The following is a 22785-nucleotide window of genomic DNA, read 5'->3' as shown; positions in this document are numbered from 1 at the left end:
CTTTGTTATCAATAATTATAACGACGTCTATAGAGCAGTTGGAAATTAAGCTCAAATTACGTGTCAATCACAATGTTAAATATGAAGAAATGACATTGCTACAAGAAAAATTGTATGATGAATGATAAACTCTATGGCGTGTCTCCATTTTTGGAATCAAGATACGCTATAGATAACTGGCTTTGCCAATACTAATAATTAGAATGACTATAAGTCATAACAGTCAAAAGCTAAAATAACCAAAAGAGTTTGCCCTTATGATTACCGTGGAAGAGCTACAGTCAGCCATCAAGTTGCGCATAGATAATTATAATAATAAAGATTTGCCACTCCAAAATAGAACCGCTGCTACTTGTGAGCTGTTGGACAGCCTCAATCAAATACTGGCTCAAACTATTGTCTCACCCTTTGATGTACCCAGACAGAACTTATCTGCGATGGATGGCTATGCGATTGCTCAAGGCAGTGAGCTATCAGCAGGCAGCTCAATTGAAATCATCGGAGAGTCTCAGGCGGGTTGTGCCTACATAGGTGAGCTAGCAGCAGGACAGGGCGTACGTATCTTTACGGGCGCCGTGGTGCCAGATAGCTGCGATACCGTCATTATGCAGGAGAACACCGATTTTTCCGTGATAAAAGCTACGCTAGACAAATCACAGCCTTATAATATTACGCTCACCCAAACTGCCCAGATTGATAAGAATATTCGCAAACAAGGCGAAGAAATTGAGTCGGGCGAAGCTGTCTTAATAGATGGGAAGCGTATCAATCCTGCCGATATTAGCTTGCTTGCAAACTTAGGTATCAGTCACGTCCGTATATTTGAGCCGTTGACGGTAGGCGTTCTAGCGACTGGTGATGAACTTGTGGCTGTCGGTAACGATCTGACAAGTTTGGCACAAATCTATAACTCCAATACACCAACTTTAAAAAGCTTGCTAGCAGATCTACCGATTGTCATTCGTGATTACGGTATTATTCCTGATGACTTAGAGCAGACAACGATTGCGGTCAATAACGCTATGCAAGAGTGTGATGTACTGGTGTCGACAGCAGGTGTGTCGGTCGGTGATTATGACTTTTTGACCACAGTTATCGAGCAATTAGGACAAGTTAATCACTATAAAGTCGCTATGAAACCAGGCAAGCCTTTTGTATTTGGTGAATTAAATAAAGATATGGATAAGCCAGTATTGTACTTTGGGCTACCGGGCAACCCACTCTCTACCGTGGTTGGCGCGCTACAATTTGTGATGCCAGCGCTGTGGCAGATGTCTGGTGCGGACTCATCAGAGCAGCCTATACAGCTGAGTATTCAAGCCACGCTCACTAATGACATTAGAAAGTCAGTCGGTCGCAAAGATTTTCAGCGCGGTGTGTTGACACAAAACGCAGCGGGCAGTTATACCGTTGAGTGTTTCTCCAGTCAGCAATCGCACAGAATAAAGCAGCTTAGCCGTGCCAATTGCTTTATTGTATTAGATAAAGACAGTGGTAATGTCGCTGCACACAACACAGTGACCGTACAACCTTTTCCTTGGCTATATACTTAAGACGATCCACTTAACGAATAGCTACAGTCATTTAATTGGCCTTCATTTCATGGATCTCAAATAGTTAAATTCTGCTAAATGCAAATAATAAGTAACGTATGAATAATGATAACGTCAAAATAGGCCGTGCCCACTGGTATGTGCCACCATCAGATACGGCCATAGCCGATGACTATGGTCGGTCGTCTATCGCTGCGCCTGTACATGCAGGGCATGCATCTGAATACACCCAGCCTCTGACCGATGGGTTTTCACGTCGTCTGACTTATCTGCGTTTATCTATCACTGATTTTTGTAATTTTCGCTGTGAGTATTGTCTACCAAATGGTTATCAAGGTAAGCGTCCCGATGATGAGCTAAGTATTCCTGAAATTGCCACATTAATACGTGGGTTTGCGCAAGTCGGCACCAAAAAAGTTAGAATCACGGGTGGTGAGCCATCCATTCGCCGTGATGTCGTAGAGATTATCAAAACTATCAAGCAGACTAACGGTATTGAGACGGTTGCTATGACCAGTAACGGCTATAAGCTCGGCAAGCATTTAGCCAGTTGGCAAGCTGCTGGATTGAATCAGCTGAATATCAGTATGGACAGCTTTGATGCCGCGACCTTTCATAAGATGACAGGCTTTGATAGTCTGCCGCAGCTACTTGCCGATATGGACACATTGTTAGAAACAACAGATATCAAGCTCAAGATTAACAGCATCTTAATGGCAGAGACCGCGTTTGAAAACCTGTTGAACGCCATCGATTATGTCAAAAATAGAAAAGTTACTTATCGTTTTATTGAGTTTATGCAGACCAGTGATAATAGCGACTTATTTTTTGCTCAGCACGCACAGTCTGACAGTATCATAGATTATTTATTGGAGAATGGCTGGCAGTCACATGACCGTGGTAGCGATGATGGCCCAGCGGTAGAGTACAGTCATCCCGACTACGTAGGGCGTATCGGTATGATTGCGCCTTATGCTGCACATTTCTGTGATACCTGTAACCGCTTGCGAGTCAGTAGCCAAGGTCGCGTGCATTTGTGCTTATTTGATCAAGGTAACTATGATATCCGCCCGCATTTGCAGGCAGGTGATGTGCAAGGACTCGTGAATACGTTACATGACTTTATGCCGATTAAGCCTGAGCATCACCATTTACATGACGCTAATAGCGGTATCATGCATAATCTATCTATCATTGGTGGCTAGGGCGTGTATTCAATTCACTCGATAGTTATCTCAATGGGCTAAAAATGGCTGAATTTTTCCAAACATCGTCAAATAGCTGGTTAATATCCCGATATTATCTGCGCTATTTTCCTTGTTTGACGGCAATTTATCTCATTTTTATCACCATTTTTGACATGAAGACACGCCCTAGTATTTTAATAACGACATCGCCTGTCTATTAAGGAATATTTATGAGCAAACCCGCTGCGGCATTTATCCCGCTTAATATTGCTATTTTAACTGTCTCAGACAGTCGCACCTTGGCAGAAGATGCCTCTGGTCAATACTTGGCAGACAGTCTGGTAGAGGCAGGGCATCACTTGGCAGACCGTAAGCTGATCACTGATGATATTTATCAAATAAGAGCGGTGATTAGTGGCTGGATTGCCGATCCAAGCGTCCATGCGGTTATTACGACTGGTGGTACGGGATTCTTTATCAGAGACAGTATGCCTGAAGCCGTAAAGGTACTGTTTGATAAATCCATCGATGGCTTTGGTGAAATGTTCCGTTTAATCTCAAAAGATGAGATTGGCATGTCGACTGTACAATCTCGTGCAGTGGCAGGTATGGCAAATGGCACAGGTGTTTTTTGCTTACCTGGCTCATCTGGCGCGTGCCGTACGGGCTGGGAAAATATCTTAAAAGAGCAGTTTGATAGCCGTACTCGTCCCTGCAATTTTGTGCCGCATTTTATGGCTCAAAACCCAAGCCACGATTGATGTTGTCAATGATGAAGGCTTTTAACCCTTTGGCTAGTTTGGCCGGTATTGTTGTTTTGGCTGGTGGCGCATCCAAACGTATGGGTACGCCCAAAGCGGAGCTCGTTTTGCCGACAGGGGAGCGCCTATTAGATTATCATGTCCGTCATGCACTTGAGCTAAATGCAGTGAATACGAATCTGCCTATTATGATTGCAGACAACGGACGCGGTTTTGAGGTTGATGTAAAACTCATGAAAAGCCGGCCACATTCACCAGCTTTTCATATCTCTGATTATGTTGCTCATGAGAGCGATGAGCAGATGGATACGGCTGGTGCATTGGCTGCTATAGAGTCTGCTATGCAAAGATTGATAGCTATCAATAGCTCAGAAGTCACTCAAGTCAGTCCGTCATCATGGCTGCTGGTTGTCAGCTGTGACAGTTTGATACCAGTGACTGACTTATGGCGCGAATTGCAACAAGCGACTGTTCAAGCTGTTGATAAAAAAGCGATTTGTTTGACAGATGCGCATCATTTATATCCATTATTGGGGCTTTATCAGTTAAGTATTGAGCCTGATTTACAAGCCTATATCGATAGTCATCAGCGCCGAGTAATACCGTTTATTAAGCCGATTGTACAACCTGTACCCTTTGCAAAGAGCTGGCAGCACTTGACCAATTTTAATACCCCTGAAGATTTTGAGCAGGCATGTGTGGCTTTAAGTAATTTATAAAAAGTCTATTGAGAGAAATTATCAATGAATATTAGTAGCCAAGAAACCAATCAATCTGCCTTATCCCATCTAGACAGCGACGGTGACATCACCATGGTCGATGTGAGTGACAAAACTGCCACGACACGCGAAGCTTACGCTGTTGGACAAGTGCGCTTTCCAAGCGAGATTTATACCCAAATTAAAGCAGCGGATGGCATGACCAAAAAGGGCAGTATCACCCAAACGGCGCATATCGCTGGCATCATGGCGGCGAAACGTACGCACGATCTTATTCCACTTTGTCATCCATTGCCGTTAGATAAGATTGGTTTGAGTTTTGACTATGATGATGCCAGCCACAGTATTGATGTGAGCGCAACTGTCAAAGTGACCCATAAAACAGGGGTTGAGATGGAAGCGTTGACAGCGGTCAGTGTGGCTTGTCTGACTATTTATGATATGACCAAAGCACTGTCACATGACATTATTATTGATGGTGTTCGTCTGATTAAAAAGACAGGTGGCAAGTCTGATTATCAACATAAATAAGACTATCAGCATAAATAAATAGCATCGTTCAATTTTGTTTGAATATTTAGCGATATAATAAATATGAAGCTCGACAGCTTGTAATGAATAGAAGGTTTTATGAGTACTACGGATGTGATGGATAATACTGATATAGAAAAAAATAGTGACTCATTGATGACTATCAACGTTTTGTACTTTGCAAGCTTAGCTGATGAAGCAGGCTGCTCGCAGGAAAACATTAGCATAGATCAGTCAGCATCACTCACTGAGTTGTATCAACAGTTGACGCAAAAACATCGTTTTAGTCGCCCGCAGTCAGATCTACGCGTGGCGGTGAACGATTATTTCGTTAAATGGACAGACCCTATTTATGATGGTGATAGCGTGGTGTTTATCACACCAGTTGCTGGTGGTTAGATAGGTGCTCACTCATATTTTAAAAGCCTAGTATAAAAGCCCAATATAAAATAAGTAGAGAAAGTAAATGACAGATAATGTTCACAGTCATTCGATGACTATCAAACGTAGCGTAGATGATGTCTATGCAGTCGCTGAGCGTGATGGCTTTGCGTTATTAGATGTAGCAATTGATGAAGACAGACTCAAAAAAATTCTTGATGATGACAGCTGCGGCGCGTTTGTATGTTTTGAAGGAAGAGTACGCAATCATAATAATGCTACTAGTGTTAATCGTTTGACTTATTATGGTTATGAGGATTTAGCAATCAATCAAGGCCGGGCTATTATAGAAGAGGCCAAAAAACGTTTTGAGATTACGCATGCTATAGCGATACACCGTATTGGTCCTTTGGAGATCGGCGATGTAGCTATTTGGGTAGGTGTGGTTTCTGCGCATCGTTACCCAGCCTTTGATGCATGCCGCTGGATATTAGACACGGTAAAAGCAGATATTCCCGTCTGGAAACAAGAGTATTATCAGGACGACTCTTCTAAATGGTTGAGTAATAATGGGTAGGTTGACCGTTGCTGTCTCTGTCTTTACTGGTTTAATATTGATGTTAAGCGCTTGTACGCAAGAGAGTGATACTGATATAGAGTCTGCGACTAAATTATCTGAGACTAGTCCAACTTTACGTATCGCTGCCGCTGCTAATTTGTCTGATGTGTTACCTGATATTATTAAGGGTTATCAGGCAGATAAAGCTCTAGATGATCAAAGCATCGATGTGACTTATGCTTCGTCAGGCAAATTATATACTCAGATTAAAGCAGGCGCTCCCTATGATATTTATTTATCAGCCAATCAAGAGTTTCCTGCCAAGCTAGCCAAAGAAAAGGCAAGTCAGGTTAATGGCTCTAATGACACAACCTATCAGCTATTTACTTATACACAAGGTCAGTTGGCGCTGTATAGTGTGTCCAAACCCTTAGATAAAATCTATACAGCATCGCTATCTGATGTATTGATGAATGACGATAACGCTAAAATAACCATCGCCAATCCTGAACTTGCTCCGTATGGCACATCGGCAAAAGCGTATCTACAATCACAACATATCTATGAGTTTTTAAGTCAGAAAAAACGAATCATACAGGCAGAAAACATCAGTCAAGCTTTTCAGTATGCACATACAGCTAGTGTCGATTATGGTTTCGTTGCGCAGTCACAGCTCGTCGCTATCAAAGCCGAGCCTGAGCAGTTTATGACACTAAAGCCAGATACTTATCCTGCTATTTTACAAGATGGTATCGTAATCAGCGATTCAAATAGGGCAGTAGATTTTTCTGACTACTTACGTTCAGCCGTAGGGCAGCAGTATTTTTCGCAAGCAGGTTATTTGTCCGTGCAGTAGCTAAATATAGTCCTTATCTTGACCACATTGAGAAATGAGCAGTGATACTATGATAGATCCATCGCTTATGTCAGCTATGCTGAGTCCATTTTGGGTAAGTGTTAAGCTGGCTAGTGTCACCACTTTATGTTTATTGCTATTTGCCACACCTGTGGCGTATTGGCTTGCTAAACCTAGTCGCCACCACTTTGTGGCACGGTTTAAAGTTTTGCTCATGGGCATTATTGCGATGCCGCTCGTTTTGCCGCCTACCGTTATAGGTTTTTATCTTTTATTATTGTTCAGCCCCAGTGCTGGAATGGGTAAATGGCTGAGCGAGCATGGCATCAGTCCCTTGATTTTCACCTTTGAAGGTTTGGTGATTGGCTCTATTATTTATTCGTTACCTTTTTATATTCAGCCAGTTTATGCGCAATTCATACGTATTCCGCATAGCGTTATGGATGTGGCACGATTATTAGAGCCGAGCCGTTTTAAGCGGTTTGTCAGAGTCGCGTTACCACAAGCGCGCATCGGTATTGTGCTCGGTAGCTTGATTGGCTTTGCTCATACGATTGGAGAGTTCGGTGTCGTATTGATGATCGGCGGTAGTATTTCAGATGAGACCAAAGTAATATCAATTGCGATATACGAGCAAGTAGAAGCGCTTAATTATGAGGCCGCACACATGATGTCAGGCTTTCTTATTATTATCGGTGTGTTTATGGTGGTTTTGATTGCTAGTTTGAGTCGCATGCACCAGAGCTCATAACACTTAAACGAACTAGCGAGTCTTTATTTTCTCACTAGTAGAGGCATCGGTCAGTTTGAGGGCACTTATCAGAGTAAAGATACTAGTAATTGCCATTAGAATTTCTGAGCAAAGTCCAAATCATTTGAATATGCAAATAGAGCGGGTGCGCCGCCTGTATGCCAAAACAAAACGCTGTCAGTTTTTTTAATTACTCCTATGCGAATCATATCTATTAGCCCGCCCATCGCTCTGCCTGTATAGACAGGATCTAACAGTATGCCCTCAGTTTGTGCTGTCAGGGCAATCGCTTCGTTTTCTAATGCACCAACCACACCATAACCTTCTCCGACATAGTCAGAGTTTAGTATTAAGTCCGACTCTGAAAACTCATAATCTGCACCGATTAACTTTGCCGTACGGTTAGCAAGAGAAAGCGTGTACTGATCAAACGGAACTTTGTCCGTTTCACCTTTATCAATATTGATGCCTACTATTTGGCAAGGTGAGTTGAACGCTTTTTTACCAAGCATTAAGCCAGCTTGTGTTCCTCCAGAGCTTGAAGCAAAAATAATATGAGTAAAGGATAGATTCATACTTTTGCGTTGCGACTCTAGCTCTTTATAGGCTTCTACAAATGCTAAAGCACCCAGCTCATTTGAGCCACCATAAGGCACAACGTAAGGTTTTTTACCTTGGGTTATTAATTGTTCGACAATGTCAGGAATATCCTCGCCCTTGCGATTGGCGCCTGCCCAGTGGATATGACAACCGAAGATTTTATCTAGCAACAAATTGCCGCTGGCTTGCGCAGGCTCTTTGCCACCTAAGACTAAATGGCACTCCAGTCCCAAACTTGCAGCAGCAGCGGCAGTCTGGCGACAATGGTTCGATTGCGCAGCACCCGCAGTGACAATCGTATCAGCACCTTTAGCCAGTGCATCACCGATAATAAATTCAAGCTTGCGCGTTTTATTACCACCCAATGCGAGTCCAGTATTGTCGTCTCTTTTCATAAAAATGGTAGGGCCATCAAGCTTTTTGCTCAACTTGCTAAGCGCTACTAAAGGCGTTGGAAAAAATCCTAAAGACTCTCTAGCGATGTGGTAGTAGTTCATATTTTTCCCATTTTATAATAAAAGATATGACAGATAAGTTTGACTCAAATTCACTACTGGTTTGGACGTCATTGACTAAAGACAAACCAAATCGCCCCATGCAATATTGAATATTAGCATGAGGCTATTTTTAGATAAACAGCTATTTAAAAGTGCAGTTTAACCAATGCACTAGGTGTATTTTGAGTTTGATCACTACCATATTTATTTCTCCAGTAGCTATATTCCATACCGACTTCTAGGCGGTTATCAATGCCCAGTGTATCCTGTAAGTTATATTTTATCTGTGGATTGATATGCAGTTGATCTTTTAAGTCATCGTTATTAAACGAATAGTCCACATAACCATCAATGACGATGTTGTTTTTTTCCCAGCCATAAGTCAATGTGATTTGTTGGTCATCATCCGTATTGTCATTAAAGACATGGTATATAGACGCGGATGCGTATTTCATACCTGGAATAGGTACATTTAGGTCTGCACCAACACCGACCATATAGTTGTCTTGGCTAAAGCCCGTACTGTTTGAGCCAAACTCGTATTGACCTGCTAAGTTAACTTGTTTGATAAAACTGTCATCAAAGGTTTGTAATTTGAATTTAGGCGCGAACTCACCATACGTTTCTTTATATTTATTATTATCACTATCGCTAGCACCTTGATGGCGATCAACAAAGAAAAACACGCCGCCCCAAGTATGGGTAGAGGCATGCTCTAGTGTGATGGTCGTTAATTCACCATCTTCTACCAGCTCATAATCGTCACCATATAGGATAGACAGACTGGTGTCGCTAAAGAGTACCTTAGCATGAGTATTACTCATGGCTCCCAATGCGACAATAGTAACTAAAGCTGTGGTTAGTGGTTTGATCAAGAATAGGTTTTTTTTAACGTTACTTTTGGAGGCTTGGATAGATAGGGGTAGGCTTGCAGATAAGTTGTAATGCACAGTAGTACTCCTTTATATACAGTCATTGGCCTTAGCAGGCTCGATATCATGGTAGAAATAGCTTTGATGTTCTATCAAAAATCTATCTACATTGCTAAGGAGAAATCTCAGTCAACTTGCAGTACAAATTAACTATAACGAAGATGAATACGCCAAATATAAGCGTGTTTCATATTGCAAAAATTCACACGATTACTGTAGTTTTGTTGCAACATTTTTTAACACTCCGAAACAGTTAAGCATTTTTTATAATCACTGACAACGATATATTTACTATGAATACAATGTCTTAGAGTGTTCTAAGTTTTTGATATTGTCTAAGTTTTTGATTTAATTAATTTAACTGACCATTTGGTCAGGAAAATAAATTTTGTAAGGAAAAGTGATTGTAGATAATAGTTGGGCTGTTTGATGACTGGCGGAAAACAGAGTTATTGAGGACAAGAAAAAAACGTGATTGATAGAAAGGGTGGTGATAAATAGAGGTGGAATGGGCGATATACCCTAGTATGTCAGAATTTTTAGACACAAAAAAACCTCAAGTAAACTAATACTTGAGGCGAAACTTGCTTAAACTCGTAAGTTTAAATTTGTTTTAAATATGGCGCAGCGGACGGGACTCGAACCCGCGACCTCCGGCGTGACAGGCCGGCATTCTAACCAACTGAACTACCGCTGCTTAGGTCGTTTAGCTTTTTTACCACAAGCTATTAAGTGGTGGGTGATGACGGATTCGAACCGCCGACATTCTGCGTGTAAGGCAGACGCTCTACCAACTGAGCTAATCACCCTGAGAAGCGTTCAAAAATTGCACCGTAATTTTAGCTTCGCAAGACAAAATCTTTTAAATAAGATTTTGTGTATTGCTTCATTAATATAAGCTGTCACACTTAAATTAACTTTATCAGCTAGGATTGATTAACTCCCCTTGCTGTGGATGTGTATTATATAGATTTACACATGGCTGTCAAACGGTTTTTAAAAAAAATAGTAAATAATTTAAAATGCTTTATAAATATCATTTTAAACAGTAGCTTACTGATTGTATTTATTCGCTTTTTTATAAATAGGCTTATTGTGATTGGTTATTGTTTGGTAGCCAAAATCTACGATATAGTCATGCCACTATAAAATTATTACGGCGTTAACCTCGCTTGAAGTATTAGATATACGTCTACGATCGGTTGCCTTGTACTACTTTTAAATTGAATCGACTATACTGTTGATGCTTTACTGCTTATGCTTTATTTTTTTATTTTGATTGTTGGAGGCGGGCATAGATAATTCTACGGTTGAACAAACCTTTGCGACCTGGTCTTGGGGATACTTTGCGGGATGGGGTCTGGTATTACATATTGTTTTAATGATAGTGATGACGCTACGGGTTGTCTCCGTACAGCGTAACATAGGTGTGTCTATTGCTTGGGTTGCTGTGCTTTATACTCTACCTGTTTTTGGACTTATCGCGTATATATTGCTCGGTGAGCCGATGATTGGGCGGCGCTATCGTGAGCGTGTCGACCAAGCAAGCCTATTGATGAATGATATGGCGCGGCGTGAGAACCTCGTGTTTGATAAAGGCCAAGACTTGCTAACAGATAACTATCGCGGTGTCAGTCAGATAGGTACGCGTTGGACAGGATTGGGTGTGTTTCCCAATCATAGTATGCAGCTATTAACAGCTCCTAATACGATTTTTCAGAGGTTGATTGAGGACATCAATGCCGCACAAAGCATTATTCTGATGGAGTTTTATATTATTTATCCAAAGGGACAAGTGTTAGAGGTAATAGAAGCTTTGTCAGCAGCATCGCAGCGCGGCGTAGAGTGTCATATATTGGCTGATAGTGTGGGCAGTTTTAGCTTTTTTAATAGTGGTGCGCATCGTACATTAGAGAAAGCAGGTGTTTTCGTTCATCAGTCGCTGCCAGTGGGACTATTTAAGACATTGTTTAAGCGCTCAGATTTGCGCAATCATCGAAAAATGGTGGCTATTGATGAGTATATCGGATATATCGGTAGCTTTAATTTGGTTGACCCCAGATTCTTTAAACAAAATAAAAATGTTGGACAGTGGATTGATGTGGCGATACGTACAACCAGCCAACACTCTATAAGTATCACGACAGCCATGGCAATAGTAGTGGCGACGGATATCGGTGCTGAAAATAATGATAACCTACATGCGCTCAACCAGCGAGTGAATGGCTATACTCGTAAGCTATATGTGATGAATCCGACAATCAATGATCTAAACAGCCGAGTGAAGGTATTAGGTGAAGCGGTTGACTGTCATGAGCAGCCTGATATTGGCTCTACATCCATTGTCATACCAAAAATGCCTGTCGTAGACAATGTGCTAGCTCAGCTGATACCTTCTGCACCGCAAGTGACCGCTCATGTTATTTATAATACCTTGGTAACGGTGATTCATCGCGCTAATAAACGCATTTGCATCACTACGCCTTATTTTGTACCTGATGAAGCATTGTCAGGCGCATTAACGACAGCGGCTAAGCGTGGAGTGGATGTCACACTGATTGTGCCTGAAAAGGTTGACTCTTTTCTCGTGCAGCATGCCTCGCAGGCTTATTATCAAGAGCTGTTGGATGCGGGTGTGACTATTGCTTTATTTAAAGGCGGGTTGTTGCATACTAAAACGGTGGTGGTCGATGACGATTACTGTCTGTTCGGTACGGTGAATATCGATATGCGCAGTTTTTATCTTAATATGGAAGTTAGTCTGGCTATTTATACGCCAGAGATGGTTACTCAAGTGGCTGATTGTCAAGAAGTCTATTTGCAAAATTGCCGATTTTTGAATTTGGAAGATTGGCAGCAGCGCCGCGGTACAGAGCGACTGTTTGACAATGTCGTTCGCTTGTTTAGTCCTTTATTGTAGCCTTTTTGATTTTAGGGTAAGGTGAGCTGTCTATCTCATTTTCATTACTATGTGTAAAATGAAGACACGCCTTAAAATAATGACAGATTTTATAGTAATTTTGTTTTTCTTATTATTGACTTACTTCTATACAGGACTCGCTTGACTATGTCTGCATCACCTATCACGCCTTTTGATTATATTGCCGAAGGCTATTGGCAAGATTTTCTAGCTGGACGTGCTATCGCTGGTGGCATCGCTTATGAGACTGAACTTCGTAATTGTACGTTGGATGAATCGCTAGCCAGTTTACAGCGTGTCGATACATTGCTATCACAAATCCGCCGTGAAATGATTAAAGTTGGACAGTGGGACGAAAACACGCTACTCGTTGATGAGCGCTATCGCAACTTTATGATGTTTTTAGCATTTTATGCCGGACGAGTGTTGGCACAGCAATGGCAAAGTACACCGCATTGGTACGGACAGTTTGAGATACATAAGCGCTATCCTGAGCTACCTCTTATAACTGATGATTTTTATCAGCATATGGCAGTCATCTACCGTGATGCTTCTGATACTCAAAAAACAACGTCATTGTTTTTTGCCTTAGAGCCGATAGGATTGCGTTTGTTTGGTCACATTGATAGGCCGTTTGAAGCCGTAAAAGGTGGCCAAGTGGCTAGTGGCTTGTATCAAGCCGTAAGCTCAAATCTGCCAATATCAGATGATGCTCAAGTAGCTCCAGCCGTTAGCTCAGTAAGAGCAGTCATGCCAGCCAAGCCTATCATACAAAATACCAGTAAGCGTACGTCAGAAGATGCTTATTTGAATACGGCAAAGGCAGCCAGTCAGAATGAGGTATTGAAAACAGACTCATTGACTGATATGCCCGTACCTAAGGCTGTATCAAAGTCTGAAAACGACAATCACCCAATCCAGCCTACACTGTCTAAAGTGACACCATCAGTAGAAACGACTAAATCAGTAGACAGTACTAAGCCAGAAGGTATTGCATCCGTAGACTCTACATCAAACGAAACAATACCTTTGTCAAAAAGCGCACCAACGCCAGATATGTTTACGCAGTTGCTTATAGAGTTGAATGAGATAGAGGTGGCGCAGACGTCGGGTCATGATGAATATCATCAATCTTCCACCGTGTTAGAGCAGTTTGAACAACACATTGCCAAACAAACTAAAGCACGTGCGCAAGTGGTGTTTTCAGAGAGTCAGATGGCTGCAAAGAAAAAAGCACTCTCAAAATTACAAGTTGCTGCTAATGCTGGAAATACTGCTGCAATGCTACGGTTAGCGATGTATGAGCTGCTTAATGAAGGTCTTGCAGCGGACAAAAATGCTTCGGCAGAATCAGGTACAGCATGGGTTAAACAAGCCGCTAGTAAAAATGATAGCCGTGCACAGCGCTTGTTAAGCAAGATGTACTACCAAGGTATCGGTGTGGTACAAGATATCGATAATGGTAAATACTGGTTAGAGCAAGCTGCTGAAAATGGTCACACGGAAGCAGCGAAGATTGTCATGCAATGGCAGCAAGCGCAAGCATTAATCACCACACAAAAACAAGAGCAGCATAGTACTAAGCGATACCAGTTATTATTGGTTGCCGTGATAGTCATTGCATTATTGATAATACTCATTGTTTAAGTGTGGTAGCTAGGGTGTGTCTTTAGTTCAATCGATAATCATTTAGATGAGTTAGAAATGGCTACATCCTGCCAAATGGCGTCAAATATCTGACTACTTACCTTGATATTATCTGCGCTATCTTTATTGTTTGACGGTCATTTATCTCATTTTTATCACCACTTTTAAAATGAGGACACACCCTAAACTACAGGTCTATGTAAAGGTTTACGGCTACTTGACTAAGACGTGCTATAAAAGTTTATTGTTGAGCGCCAAATTCAGGTAAAATTGGCGCGTTTTTTGCTGCTATTTTCTCCTATTTGATCAATTACTAATCTAGGCTGTTTCATGCCATCTTCTGATACCTCACCTGATTATTCCTCACAAGCGACTGGCTCTGTTGATTCCGTTAATTCTATATCGTTCATGAGACATGCTGTTTATAAGCCGCCTGCTTATTATCAACTGGCGATTGGACTATTGAAGCCGTTATATCGACTGCAAGTATGGCGAAGATCGCATAAGCGTGAGAACTATCAACAAGAAGTGGAGCAGCGTTTTGGTAAAAACTATCCATCAAGCCCAACGGTGTATGCAAGTACGGTTATGCCAATGGCTCAGGGCAATGCTAATGACAATGCTAATAAGGGTATCGTTTGGTGTCATGCTGTCTCATTGGGCGAGACCAATACCGTTGCACCGTTACTGGACAGGTTATTGGCTCATGGTTATCAGGTATGGTTGACCAATACCACGCAGACGGGGTTTGCTCGTGGTGCTAGCCGTTTCGCTGATGATATTGCTCAAGGTCGCATGAGTCATAGCTACGTGCCTGTAGACAGTCCTACCGTGATAGAGCAGTTCTTAAATCATGTACAGCCTACCGTTGCCTTGTTTGTAGAAACAGAGCTTTGGGCGAATATTTTAACCAAGCTCTCAGAACATCGTATTCCTAGTATCTTAGTTAATGGTCGGCTATCAGCATCTTCGTTTAAAAGTTACCAAAAGATAGGTGCGGTTAGTAGCAGTATGATGAAAAATCTGGCGTTGATTATTGCGCAAGACAATGACTCTGCTAAACGTTTTCGGCAATTGGGAGCCGATAGCGCACAAATTCGTGTGGCAGGTTCTTTAAAATGGGTGATTAATACGCCTAAAACAAGTATTTCTAAAACCAATGTTTCTAAAATCAGTGCTCCTACCAGCAGTATTTCTCAAACTAACTTCTTGGAGAGCGATGACGCTGTTGCTGAAATGAAGGCGAGCGATGCAGCAGGCAAAAGTAGCGAAATACTAGACCAAAAAGTTAAACTGGCACAAGCGTTTGGAACAACTGAGCGACCAGTTTGGGTAGCAGCAAGTACGCATAGCGGTGAAGAAGAGACGGTATTGTCACTACATAAGCATCTACTATCTAATCCAGCGCTTGCTAACACGCTACTAATTATCGTACCGCGACATCCTGAGCGTTTTAACGAAGTGGCAGCGCTCATTGAAAAGTCAGAATTAACAATGACACGGCGCAGTGCAGACCAGGGCATTAACCCTGAGACACAAGTTTATTTGGCTGATAGCATGGGTGAGCTGATGACTTGGTATGCATTAGCAGATGTGGCGCTAGTTGGTGGGTCGTTGGTCGATGTCGGTGGTCACAATCCTGTCGAGCCAGCGAGCGTAGCAACACCTGTGATAATGGGTGGTTATACACAATCTTGCCAAGTGGTGGTTGATAAATTGTCTGAAGTAGGTGCGCTGTATCAACCACATAACACCTTTTATCACCCTGTTACTCAGGACGCAATAAGTACCACAAGCTCGCTGAATACCGATAAAAATGATGATATAGAACTTATTTATCAGCAGTTGTTATCTTGGTTGAGTCATCTTGATGTAGCAAAACAGGCAGGACAAGCTGGCGAGCAGATGACCGTGCAACAACAAGCAGTATTGATACGTCAATTTACGATGATTGAAGACGTTATCGAGCAGTATGCCAAACAAGAGATACTATGAACTGTATATTATTGCCCGATACTAGCTTTTCGCATGACTCTGCGCAAATCAGTGAGTCATCACAGGTCAATCATGTCCATAACGTACTCGCCGCAAAAGTCGGTGATACACTAAAGATTGGTCAGCTAGGTGGTCAGCTAGGCACGGCAATCATTGAAAATATCTGCTCGGATAGCATTCAGTTGGGTGATGTTCAACTGACTACTGAACCTCCACCCAAGTTAGACTTAACCGTCATATTGGCACTGCCACGTCCTAAAGTGTTACGACGCTTGATAATGGATATGACCGCACTTGGCGTACGAGATATCATTCTTATCAATAGCTATCGCACACAAAAAAGCTATTGGCAAAGTCCAATGCTGGCACGGCTTGACGAGTTTTTATTAGAAGGACTACAACAAGGCGTCGATACGATAGCACCTCGAATTAGCTTAGAAAAACGCTTTAAGCCATTTGTCGAAGATAAGCTGGCAAGTATTATGACCCACCGAGGTATTGTTGCGCACCCTTATAGTGAGCAGTCATTTGCACAGTATTTGCGACACCAGCAATCATCATCTACAGCAAAAAACTTACCCAGCTTAGTCTGTATCGGCGCTGAGGGTGGTTGGATAGATTATGAGATAGCAATGCTTGCCGCGCAGGGTTGTGAAGCTGTCAATATTGGTTCACGTATCTTGCGGACAGAAGCCGCTGTGAATGCTATCTTAGGACAGTGGCTGCTACAGTGAACTTCAAAAAAAGGAACCCTAAAAAAGCTCAAAAAGTATTAAAAAATCTATGACTGTTTGGATTGTCAGAACCAGCAAGTGTAGGCTTTAAATAGCCATCGTTATATCTGTTGCTAGATGTGTTTTTGAATAAGACAAATGTATTGATAATTAATCTCATTTCTATTAGTATGTTGTTTTGAAGTATTGCGGTGTTACTATCCTAACAGTCAGGGTTTTTATAGCTGTTTTGCCTTGTCGCCATCTTATCTTTCCGTTGTATTATTGTGGGGAAAACCATGTCACTGAATACCATTAGCGCTAACCTAACTTCTACTAAGCTCGTCTTACCTGTTGCTATATTGGGTATGATGTTGGGATTAGCGGGTTGTAATAACTCATCTACAACAGAAGAAAGTGCGGAGACAGATACAGCAGCAGATAGTAGTGAACAGCAAGCTGCGAATGGTGATGTTACGAGTGCAGACGGTCAAACAGTGACTATTTATTCTTCACGTAACGAGCAGTTAATTAAGCCATTGCTAGATCGCTATACCGAACAAACAGGTGTGAAGGTTGAGCTAGTCACAGACAGCACTGGTCCGCTCATGGCACGGCTAAAAGCAGAAGGTCAGAATACACCCGCTGATATGCTTTTGACCGTTGATGCTGGTAACTTATGGCAAGCTGCACAGCAAGGTTTGCTACAGCCAGTATCGTCTACTGTATTGGAAGCTAACGTTCCTGCAAAATACCGTGATCCACAAGGTCAGTGGACCGGTTTGTCATTACGTGCTCGCACTATCTTTTATGACCCAAGCAAAGTCAGTGCTGACCAGTTATCTACTTATGCAGATTTGGCCGATCCAAAGTGGAAAGGTAAGTTATGCCTACGCACGTCTAAGAAGGTCTATAACCAATCACTTGTGGCCAGTATGATGGAGCACTTGGGTCAAGAAAAAACGGAAGAAATCGTTCGTGGTTGGGTAGATAATTTAGCCACTGATGTGTTCAGTGATGATACCAGTATGCTTGAAGCCATCGCTGCTGGTCAGTGCGAAGTAGGTGTGGCGAATAGTTATTATTATGGTCGCATACTAGATGAAAAACCAGATTTCCCTGTCAATATATTTTGGGCAAACCAAGGCACGACTGGTACGCATGTCAATATCTCAGGTGCTGGTGTAGTGGCAAGCTCAGACAATCCAGATGGTACGCTTAAATTGATAGAGTGGTTGTCATCTGATGAGGCACAAGGTCTTTATGCCAGCTCAGATAAAGAATTCCCAGTGAAAGAAGGTGTTGATGAGTCAGATATGCTCAGATCATGGGGTCCGTTCAATAAAGATGATATCAGTGTGCAAAAGTTTGGTGAGCTACAAACCCAAGCGATTCAATTAATGGACAAAGCAGGTTATAAATAGAAATCATAAATAATACCAATCTCAAAACGACCGTGACGAAGTTTGATAGCGTTTACGGTATTTTGGGATTTGATTTTATATAAGGTTTCTATACGTATGACACGGTAATAATTTATGAGCACAACGCCAGATGCGTCTGTACGCAACAGTGCTACAGTCGATGACATTAGCAGAAATAGTGCTAGTATCGACAAACATCACATGGTCAGTCAAGACCATGCCACTCGGAAATGTATCTTTTCAAAATCAGTCTTAGGGCTGATTTCGTTGTTTATGCTTGTGCCAATTGTGATTGTGCTGTTGTCGTGGACGCAGCCAGTTGCCGATATTTGGACGCACATGGCAGAGTATGTGCTGCCGCAAGTCCTAAAAAACACCGCGACTTTATTGTTAATGGTCACGGTTGTTTCTGGTACGGTCGGTACCGTACTTGCGTGGATAACCAGTATGTATCGCTTCCCTGGGCAGCGGTTTTTTTCGTGGGCGCTAATGTTGCCGCTAGCGATACCGGCTTATGTCTTGGCATTTGTTACCTTGGGTATTGTTGATTTTAGTGGGCCATTGCAGACAGGTTTGCGTGATTTAGGTATTAATACAGCAATTCCTTCGGTTCGTAATATCTGGGGTGCCGGTCTAGTCTTGTCTTTAGCCTTTTATCCTTACGTTTATTTACTGGCGCGCCAAGCGTTTTTATCGCAGGGTAGGCGCGCGATTGAAGCAGGGCAAATGCTGGGTTTAACTCGTGGTCGCGTGTTTTTCCGGTTGGCACTGCCACAAGCACTACCGTGGATCATCGGCGGATTACTACTGGCCAGTATGGAAACGCTTGCAGATTTTGGCGCGGTGTCAGTATTCAATGTCGATACTTTTACCACGGCCATTTATAAAGCATGGTTTGGCTTCTTTAGCTTGACCACTGCGGCACAGCTGGCAGCCTTATTAATCGGTATGGTGTTTATCGTTGTGTTGTTTGAGCAGTATTGGCAGGCAAAGCGTGGCAACTCTATCACTCAAGGTAGTAATCAGCGCTTTGAAGCCAGGACCTCTGCCAAATGGGCCATGACGTTATTATGCACAATGATTTTTGCAGTGGCTTTCTTTATACCGTTTTTGCAACTTATCTATTGGACGGCGTTGAATTTCAGGCAGGATTTTGATGCCCGTTACATTGATTTTGTGACCAATAGCATCATGATTGCGAGTATGACCACGATTTTTATCGCCTTTTTGGCGGTTATTATTGCTTGGATTAAGCGTCAGTATCCTGATAGATCAACCAAGCTAATGACCACGTTGGCCAATTTGGGTTATGTGGTGCCCGGCACGGTCTTGGCTGTCGGCATATTTATTCCCATTGCTTGGTTAGACAATCAGATGATTGCTTTTGGCATTACGTCGCAGCAGCTGCTATCAGGTAGCGTGATTGTTATGTTACTGGCGTTGTCTACGCGCTTTATGACCGTTAGTTTTCAGCCGGTGGATCGCCAATTACAGCGATTGACCATCAATCAAGAAGCGGCTGCCAAACTGCTGAGTGATAGTGCTTATCAACGATGGCGACATGTGATGTTGCCAGTGCTGAGTCCTGGTGTACTAACTGCATTATTAATGGGCTTTGTTGAAGTCATGAAAGAGATGCCAATTACGTTAATGACTCGGCGGCAAGGCTGGGATACGTTGGCGGTTCGAGTGTTTGAGATGACCAGTGAAGGTATGTGGGGACGTGCTGCATTACCAAGCTTATTGATAGTGTTGGTCGGATTGCTGCCTGTTTGGATATTATTGCGTCAAAGTGACAAACAAAGTTAACCTTGATTGTCTGAAATAAGTCGAAAATATTCAAACGTTTCCATCACGTTTTATCCATCGTTCTACGAGTTTTATTTATTAATCGCTAACTGCTAACTGGTACTGTCTATGCACACGGATCTAACTAAAAACTTATCAGACTCTCAAGCAACAAGTACTAAGCCAACAAGTGCTAAGCCAATAGAGCCTCAGTCTACTAGCAGGTTGGCGCAAGACCGTGGTTTTAGCTCAGATACCAAAGACGCTGCTGATCCTTATTTTAGTGTGCAAGATTTAATCGTGGGCTATGACGATACGATCATCGTCAATGGACTGTCATTAGAATTACAGCAAGGCGAGATTGGTTGCTTTTTGGGGTATAGCGGTTGCGGAAAAACCACGGCATTACGTGCGATTGCAGGGCTAGAAGAAAGTCGCGGTGGCCGTATTCAATTAAACAATCAGTGCCTAACGGATAAAACGGCTCGTACCTCATTTGCCGTAGTACCAGCCAAACGTGACATGGGTATGGTGTTTCAGGACTATGCGTTATTTGGTCACCTAAGTGTGGCAAAAAATATCGCTTTTGGCCTCAACAAATGGTCTGCCACTGACAAAAAAGCCCGTGTGGCTGAGATGCTAAGCCTTGTCGAATTAACCGAGCATGCGGACAAACGTCCTAGTGAACTCTCAGGTGGTCAGCAGCAACGGGTAGCACTCGCACGTGCACTAGCGCCAAATCCCAAACTTTTGCTATTGGATGAACCGTTTTCAAACCTAGATGTGGTGCTACGCGAGTCATTGGCTATGAATGTTCGTGATATTCTAAAACGTACCAATACCACCGCTATATTAGTGACGCATGATCAAAACGAAGCGTTTGCATTGGCGGATAAAGTCGGCGTCATGAGTGAGGGTAAGCTGGTGCAGTGGGCAACGCCGAGTGAGCTTTATCATGAGCCTATTAGTCCGTTTGTCGCCGAGTTCGTGGGCGAGGGGGCGATGATAGATGGCATCATCAAAGAAGGTCATGTTGAGACGGCACTCGGTGATATCTATCGCCGTATGGAAGTCTATGATGAGTCTGGTCACCCACAGCATTGCGAGTATGATTATCCAAATGGCACACTAATTAAAGTGCTGGTACGTCCTGATGATATCATTCATGACGATGACAGTACGCAGACAGCACTGATTATCGGACGTGTGTTTCGCGGGGCGAACTACTTATACCGCTTACAACTTGACGATGGACAGACCGTACTATCGCTAGTTCCTAGTCATCATAATCATGAGATAGGTACGCGCATCGGTATCTTACCGATGCTTGAGCATGTGGTTGTATTCGATGAAAAAAACATCAATGCCACCACATGGTCAGAGTATGATGGGTCAGGGGCGGCGTAGACAAAGGATATATAGGAACTGCATAGATAAAACTGCATAGACAAAACAGTTGGCTGAGCTCAATTTAGTCTCTTATTTTATTGGCTCATTATTGCTATGTTTTTCGGGTGGCCAGTATATGCAAATAACGTCCCAGCCACTTATACGGCTCTAGTTGTGAGTAACGCAGCTCCATCCGTATTACCGCTTCTGGATCTGTATGTCCGCCACGTTTGAGTGGTGAATAATCATGAAACACACGCAGTCCACTGGTACGAACCGTTTGATAATGATGGGCGACTAACCAGGATTCCACCTCTTGTTTAGCCACAGGGTGATTGGGTGTCAGGCTTTTCTTATTATCAGCTTTATATTCGGTATTATCGAGTAAGTTGAAATTTCCCATAATCAGGTTGCGATAATCGAAGCTAGCAGGGTTATAGAAGCACAGTGATAGTGCACCACTATCTGTTAGTTGGCGATCAAAAAAGTCCATAACCATTGCAGGTTCTGCCAACCACTCAAGCAATGCGTGACATAAAATTAAATCAAATTTTTCTGTGCCTACCTGAGCCAGCTTGTCCTCAAGCGATTGATACGGACAAACATACCAGTTGATATCAAGCTTTTGATCCAACTGTGCAGCACTTGTCTTGGCTTTTTCTAGCATGTTTTCTGATATGTCATTGATGATGACCGTATGACCTTGTTTTGCAAGCTCAATAGCAATCTGTGCAAGTCCTGCACCCACATCTAAGATACGTAAATGTCTGCCAAGATCTTTGCTCATTTGGGCGCAATGCTCAAAGATATCACGGCGCAGTACCGCCAATCGAATGTCACCTTTTAGACCACCATAGACTTTTTTTTCAAAGTGATCAGCGATGGCGTCAAAGTTGCGGTCAGTACGTGTGTCTTCTGATGGTATGGAGTGATTTGAATCAGATTGGTGGTTTTGATGTTTAGTTGGCATAAGGCATTCATATCAATAAGTAAGAGGGTTAAAGTAATAAAACTATGGATGACAATCTAGCGTTTCAAACGTCTATTAATTACCCATTTAAAAACGACCTTCGCTAAAACAATAACGATAAGTACTACGATAACAAATACCCAGATACCATTACCTTGTAGGTTTTTTTGATAGGCTTTTGCTAAGTATGCAGATAAAGCCATGGCGACTAAAAGTGCTCCCCAACGGACATAGGGGACAGCACGATTATTATGGTTAGGAAAGTTAGTGACATAATCGCTTGGGTGGTGTGTCAGAAAGTATGCTGAAGAAATAAAGGAGGGTGACAGCCAAAGCAAGATGATATATTTGAGGTTATGAAGACACAAATAGATATCAGCTGCCCCGACTGTCACAGTCCCAGTTTAAAGAAAAACGGCATAAAAAGCTATGGCAAGCAGAACTACCAATGCAAGGACTGCAAACGTCAATTCATTGGTGACCATGCCTTAACTTATAAGGGCTGTCACTCTAAAATAGAAGACATCATACGGCTAATGACGGTGAGAGGTTGCGGTGTTAGAGACATAGCTATTATAGCCTCAGTCAGTATCGGTAAAGTATTGGGCACCA

20 protein-coding genes and 2 tRNA genes are annotated in these 22785 nt (G+C 42.5%); 17 read left to right on the top strand and 5 right to left on the bottom strand.

Features of this window, described 5'->3' with window-relative positions:
- The first annotated feature begins 257 nt into the window (after positions 1-257).
- From glp to modB, 9 genes are all read left to right on the top strand, one after another.
- The gene (gene glp / locus EI164_RS06200; protein ID WP_192519110.1) at positions 258-1553 is read left to right on the top strand and encodes a gephyrin-like molybdotransferase Glp; all 1296 of its coding nucleotides are present in this window, start codon (positions 258-260) and stop codon (positions 1551-1553) included.
- A gap of 98 nt (positions 1554-1651) precedes the next feature.
- Positions 1652-2758: a GTP 3',8-cyclase MoaA gene (gene moaA, locus EI164_RS06195; protein ID WP_192519109.1), complete on the top strand. Its 1107-nt coding sequence runs from the start codon at positions 1652-1654 to the stop codon at positions 2756-2758.
- A gap of 212 nt (positions 2759-2970) precedes the next feature.
- Positions 2971-3501, top strand: a complete 531-nt coding sequence (gene moaB, locus EI164_RS06190) for a molybdenum cofactor biosynthesis protein B (protein WP_192519108.1) — start codon at positions 2971-2973, stop codon at positions 3499-3501.
- Positions 3502-3509: 8 nt separating this feature from the next.
- The gene (locus tag EI164_RS06185; protein WP_192519107.1) at positions 3510-4220 is read left to right on the top strand and encodes a molybdenum cofactor guanylyltransferase; all 711 of its coding nucleotides are present in this window, start codon (positions 3510-3512) and stop codon (positions 4218-4220) included.
- Positions 4221-4244: 24 nt separating this feature from the next.
- On the top strand, positions 4245-4751 hold the full coding sequence (moaC, locus tag EI164_RS06180) for a cyclic pyranopterin monophosphate synthase MoaC (RefSeq protein WP_192519106.1): 507 nt from the start codon (positions 4245-4247) through the stop codon (positions 4749-4751).
- 99 nt (positions 4752-4850) lie between these two features.
- A complete protein-coding gene (locus EI164_RS06175; RefSeq protein WP_225739148.1) occupies positions 4851-5150 on the top strand; it encodes a MoaD/ThiS family protein in 300 nt (99 codons plus the stop codon).
- 67 nt (positions 5151-5217) lie between these two features.
- Entirely contained in the window at positions 5218-5709 is a 492-nt protein-coding gene (locus EI164_RS06170) for a molybdenum cofactor biosynthesis protein MoaE (protein WP_192519105.1), read from the top strand.
- Positions 5702-6547: a molybdate ABC transporter substrate-binding protein gene (modA, locus tag EI164_RS06165; protein ID WP_192519104.1), complete on the top strand. Its 846-nt coding sequence runs from the start codon at positions 5702-5704 to the stop codon at positions 6545-6547. The genes EI164_RS06170 and modA overlap by 8 nt, the downstream gene beginning before the upstream one ends.
- Positions 6548-6596: 49 nt before the next feature.
- A complete protein-coding gene (modB, locus tag EI164_RS06160) occupies positions 6597-7298 on the top strand; it encodes a molybdate ABC transporter permease subunit (RefSeq protein ID WP_192519103.1) in 702 nt (233 codons plus the stop codon).
- A gap of 95 nt (positions 7299-7393) precedes the next feature.
- On the opposite strand, the gene EI164_RS06155 is transcribed toward modB, so the two are convergent.
- From EI164_RS06155 to EI164_RS06140, 4 genes are all read right to left on the bottom strand, one after another.
- Complete coding sequence (locus EI164_RS06155) at positions 7394-8395, bottom strand: D-cysteine desulfhydrase family protein (protein WP_192519102.1); 1002 nt, start codon at positions 8393-8395, stop codon at positions 7394-7396.
- Positions 8396-8541: 146 nt separating this feature from the next.
- The gene (locus tag EI164_RS06150; RefSeq protein ID WP_318779524.1) at positions 8542-9345 is read right to left on the bottom strand and encodes a DUF5020 family protein; all 804 of its coding nucleotides are present in this window, start codon (positions 9343-9345) and stop codon (positions 8542-8544) included.
- A 602-nt stretch (positions 9346-9947) separates the two neighbouring features.
- Positions 9948-10024 (bottom strand) — tRNA-Asp (locus EI164_RS06145).
- A 36-nt stretch (positions 10025-10060) separates the two neighbouring features.
- A tRNA-Val gene (locus tag EI164_RS06140) sits at positions 10061-10136 on the bottom strand.
- A 473-nt stretch (positions 10137-10609) separates the two neighbouring features.
- Between EI164_RS06140 and EI164_RS06135 the strand changes: the two genes are divergently transcribed.
- The 7 genes from EI164_RS06135 (at position 10610) to EI164_RS06105 (ending at position 21221) form a co-directional block, all read left to right on the top strand.
- The gene (locus EI164_RS06135) at positions 10610-12247 is read left to right on the top strand and encodes a cardiolipin synthase (protein WP_192519117.1); all 1638 of its coding nucleotides are present in this window, start codon (positions 10610-10612) and stop codon (positions 12245-12247) included.
- Between the two features lie 147 nt (positions 12248-12394).
- On the top strand, positions 12395-13894 hold the full coding sequence (locus EI164_RS06130; RefSeq protein WP_192519101.1) for a tetratricopeptide repeat protein: 1500 nt from the start codon (positions 12395-12397) through the stop codon (positions 13892-13894).
- 330 nt (positions 13895-14224) lie between these two features.
- The gene (locus tag EI164_RS06125; RefSeq protein ID WP_192519100.1) at positions 14225-15889 is read left to right on the top strand and encodes a 3-deoxy-D-manno-octulosonic acid transferase; all 1665 of its coding nucleotides are present in this window, start codon (positions 14225-14227) and stop codon (positions 15887-15889) included.
- Complete coding sequence (locus tag EI164_RS06120) at positions 15886-16623, top strand: 16S rRNA (uracil(1498)-N(3))-methyltransferase (protein WP_192519099.1); 738 nt, start codon at positions 15886-15888, stop codon at positions 16621-16623. Before EI164_RS06125 ends, EI164_RS06120 begins: the two co-directional genes overlap by 4 nt.
- 278 nt (positions 16624-16901) lie before the next feature.
- A complete protein-coding gene (locus tag EI164_RS06115; protein ID WP_192519098.1) occupies positions 16902-18026 on the top strand; it encodes an extracellular solute-binding protein in 1125 nt (374 codons plus the stop codon).
- Positions 18027-18227: 201 nt separating this feature from the next.
- A complete protein-coding gene (locus tag EI164_RS06110; RefSeq protein WP_413038445.1) occupies positions 18228-19835 on the top strand; it encodes an ABC transporter permease in 1608 nt (535 codons plus the stop codon).
- Positions 19836-19943: 108 nt separating this feature from the next.
- Positions 19944-21221 (top strand): ABC transporter ATP-binding protein, encoded by a 1278-nt coding sequence (locus EI164_RS06105; RefSeq protein WP_225739146.1) that lies wholly within the window; start codon positions 19944-19946, stop codon positions 21219-21221.
- 94 nt (positions 21222-21315) lie between these two features.
- On the opposite strand, the gene EI164_RS06100 is transcribed toward EI164_RS06105, so the two are convergent.
- The gene (locus EI164_RS06100) at positions 21316-22173 is read right to left on the bottom strand and encodes a methyltransferase domain-containing protein (RefSeq protein ID WP_192519096.1); all 858 of its coding nucleotides are present in this window, start codon (positions 22171-22173) and stop codon (positions 21316-21318) included.
- A gap of 356 nt (positions 22174-22529) precedes the next feature.
- On the opposite strand from EI164_RS06100, the gene EI164_RS06095 reads away from it, so the two are divergent.
- Positions 22530-22785, top strand: a 256-nt coding sequence (locus tag EI164_RS06095; protein ID WP_192518970.1) for an IS1 family transposase, incomplete at its 3' end; no start/stop codon positions are given.

This window comes from Psychrobacter sp. FME13, assembly GCF_014861395.1.
Classification (GTDB): Bacteria; Pseudomonadota; Gammaproteobacteria; order Pseudomonadales; family Moraxellaceae; genus Psychrobacter.
The sequence above is the reverse complement of the archived record's forward strand: the minus strand, read 5'-3'. Positions and strand labels throughout refer to the sequence as shown.

Bases quoted from the DNA above. Each gene is read 5' to 3' on its own strand.
- EI164_RS06170 (WP_192519105.1), top strand. From the start codon at position 5,218: ATGACAGATAATGTTCACAGTCATTCGATGACTATCAAACGTAGCGTA.
- glp (WP_192519110.1), top strand. From the start codon at position 258: ATGATTACCGTGGAAGAGCTACAGTCAGCCATCAAGTTGCGCATAGAT.
- EI164_RS06125 (WP_192519100.1), top strand. From the start codon at position 14,225: ATGCCATCTTCTGATACCTCACCTGATTATTCCTCACAAGCGACTGGC.
- EI164_RS06155 (WP_192519102.1), bottom strand. From the start codon at position 8,395: ATGAACTACTACCACATCGCTAGAGAGTCTTTAGGATTTTTTCCAACG.
- modB (WP_192519103.1), top strand. From the start codon at position 6,597: ATGATAGATCCATCGCTTATGTCAGCTATGCTGAGTCCATTTTGGGTA.
- EI164_RS06110 (WP_413038445.1), top strand. From the start codon at position 18,228: ATGGTCAGTCAAGACCATGCCACTCGGAAATGTATCTTTTCAAAATCA.
- EI164_RS06115 (WP_192519098.1), top strand. From the start codon at position 16,902: ATGTCACTGAATACCATTAGCGCTAACCTAACTTCTACTAAGCTCGTC.
- EI164_RS06105 (WP_225739146.1), top strand. From the start codon at position 19,944: ATGCACACGGATCTAACTAAAAACTTATCAGACTCTCAAGCAACAAGT.
- moaA (WP_192519109.1), top strand. From the start codon at position 1,652: ATGAATAATGATAACGTCAAAATAGGCCGTGCCCACTGGTATGTGCCA.
- EI164_RS06175 (WP_225739148.1), top strand. From the start codon at position 4,851: ATGAGTACTACGGATGTGATGGATAATACTGATATAGAAAAAAATAGT.
- EI164_RS06120 (WP_192519099.1), top strand. From the start codon at position 15,886: ATGAACTGTATATTATTGCCCGATACTAGCTTTTCGCATGACTCTGCG.
- EI164_RS06100 (WP_192519096.1), bottom strand. From the start codon at position 22,173: ATGCCAACTAAACATCAAAACCACCAATCTGATTCAAATCACTCCATA.
- moaB (WP_192519108.1), top strand. From the start codon at position 2,971: ATGAGCAAACCCGCTGCGGCATTTATCCCGCTTAATATTGCTATTTTA.
- modA (WP_192519104.1), top strand. From the start codon at position 5,702: ATGGGTAGGTTGACCGTTGCTGTCTCTGTCTTTACTGGTTTAATATTG.
- EI164_RS06130 (WP_192519101.1), top strand. From the start codon at position 12,395: ATGTCTGCATCACCTATCACGCCTTTTGATTATATTGCCGAAGGCTAT.
- EI164_RS06185 (WP_192519107.1), top strand. From the start codon at position 3,510: ATGATGAAGGCTTTTAACCCTTTGGCTAGTTTGGCCGGTATTGTTGTT.
- moaC (WP_192519106.1), top strand. From the start codon at position 4,245: ATGAATATTAGTAGCCAAGAAACCAATCAATCTGCCTTATCCCATCTA.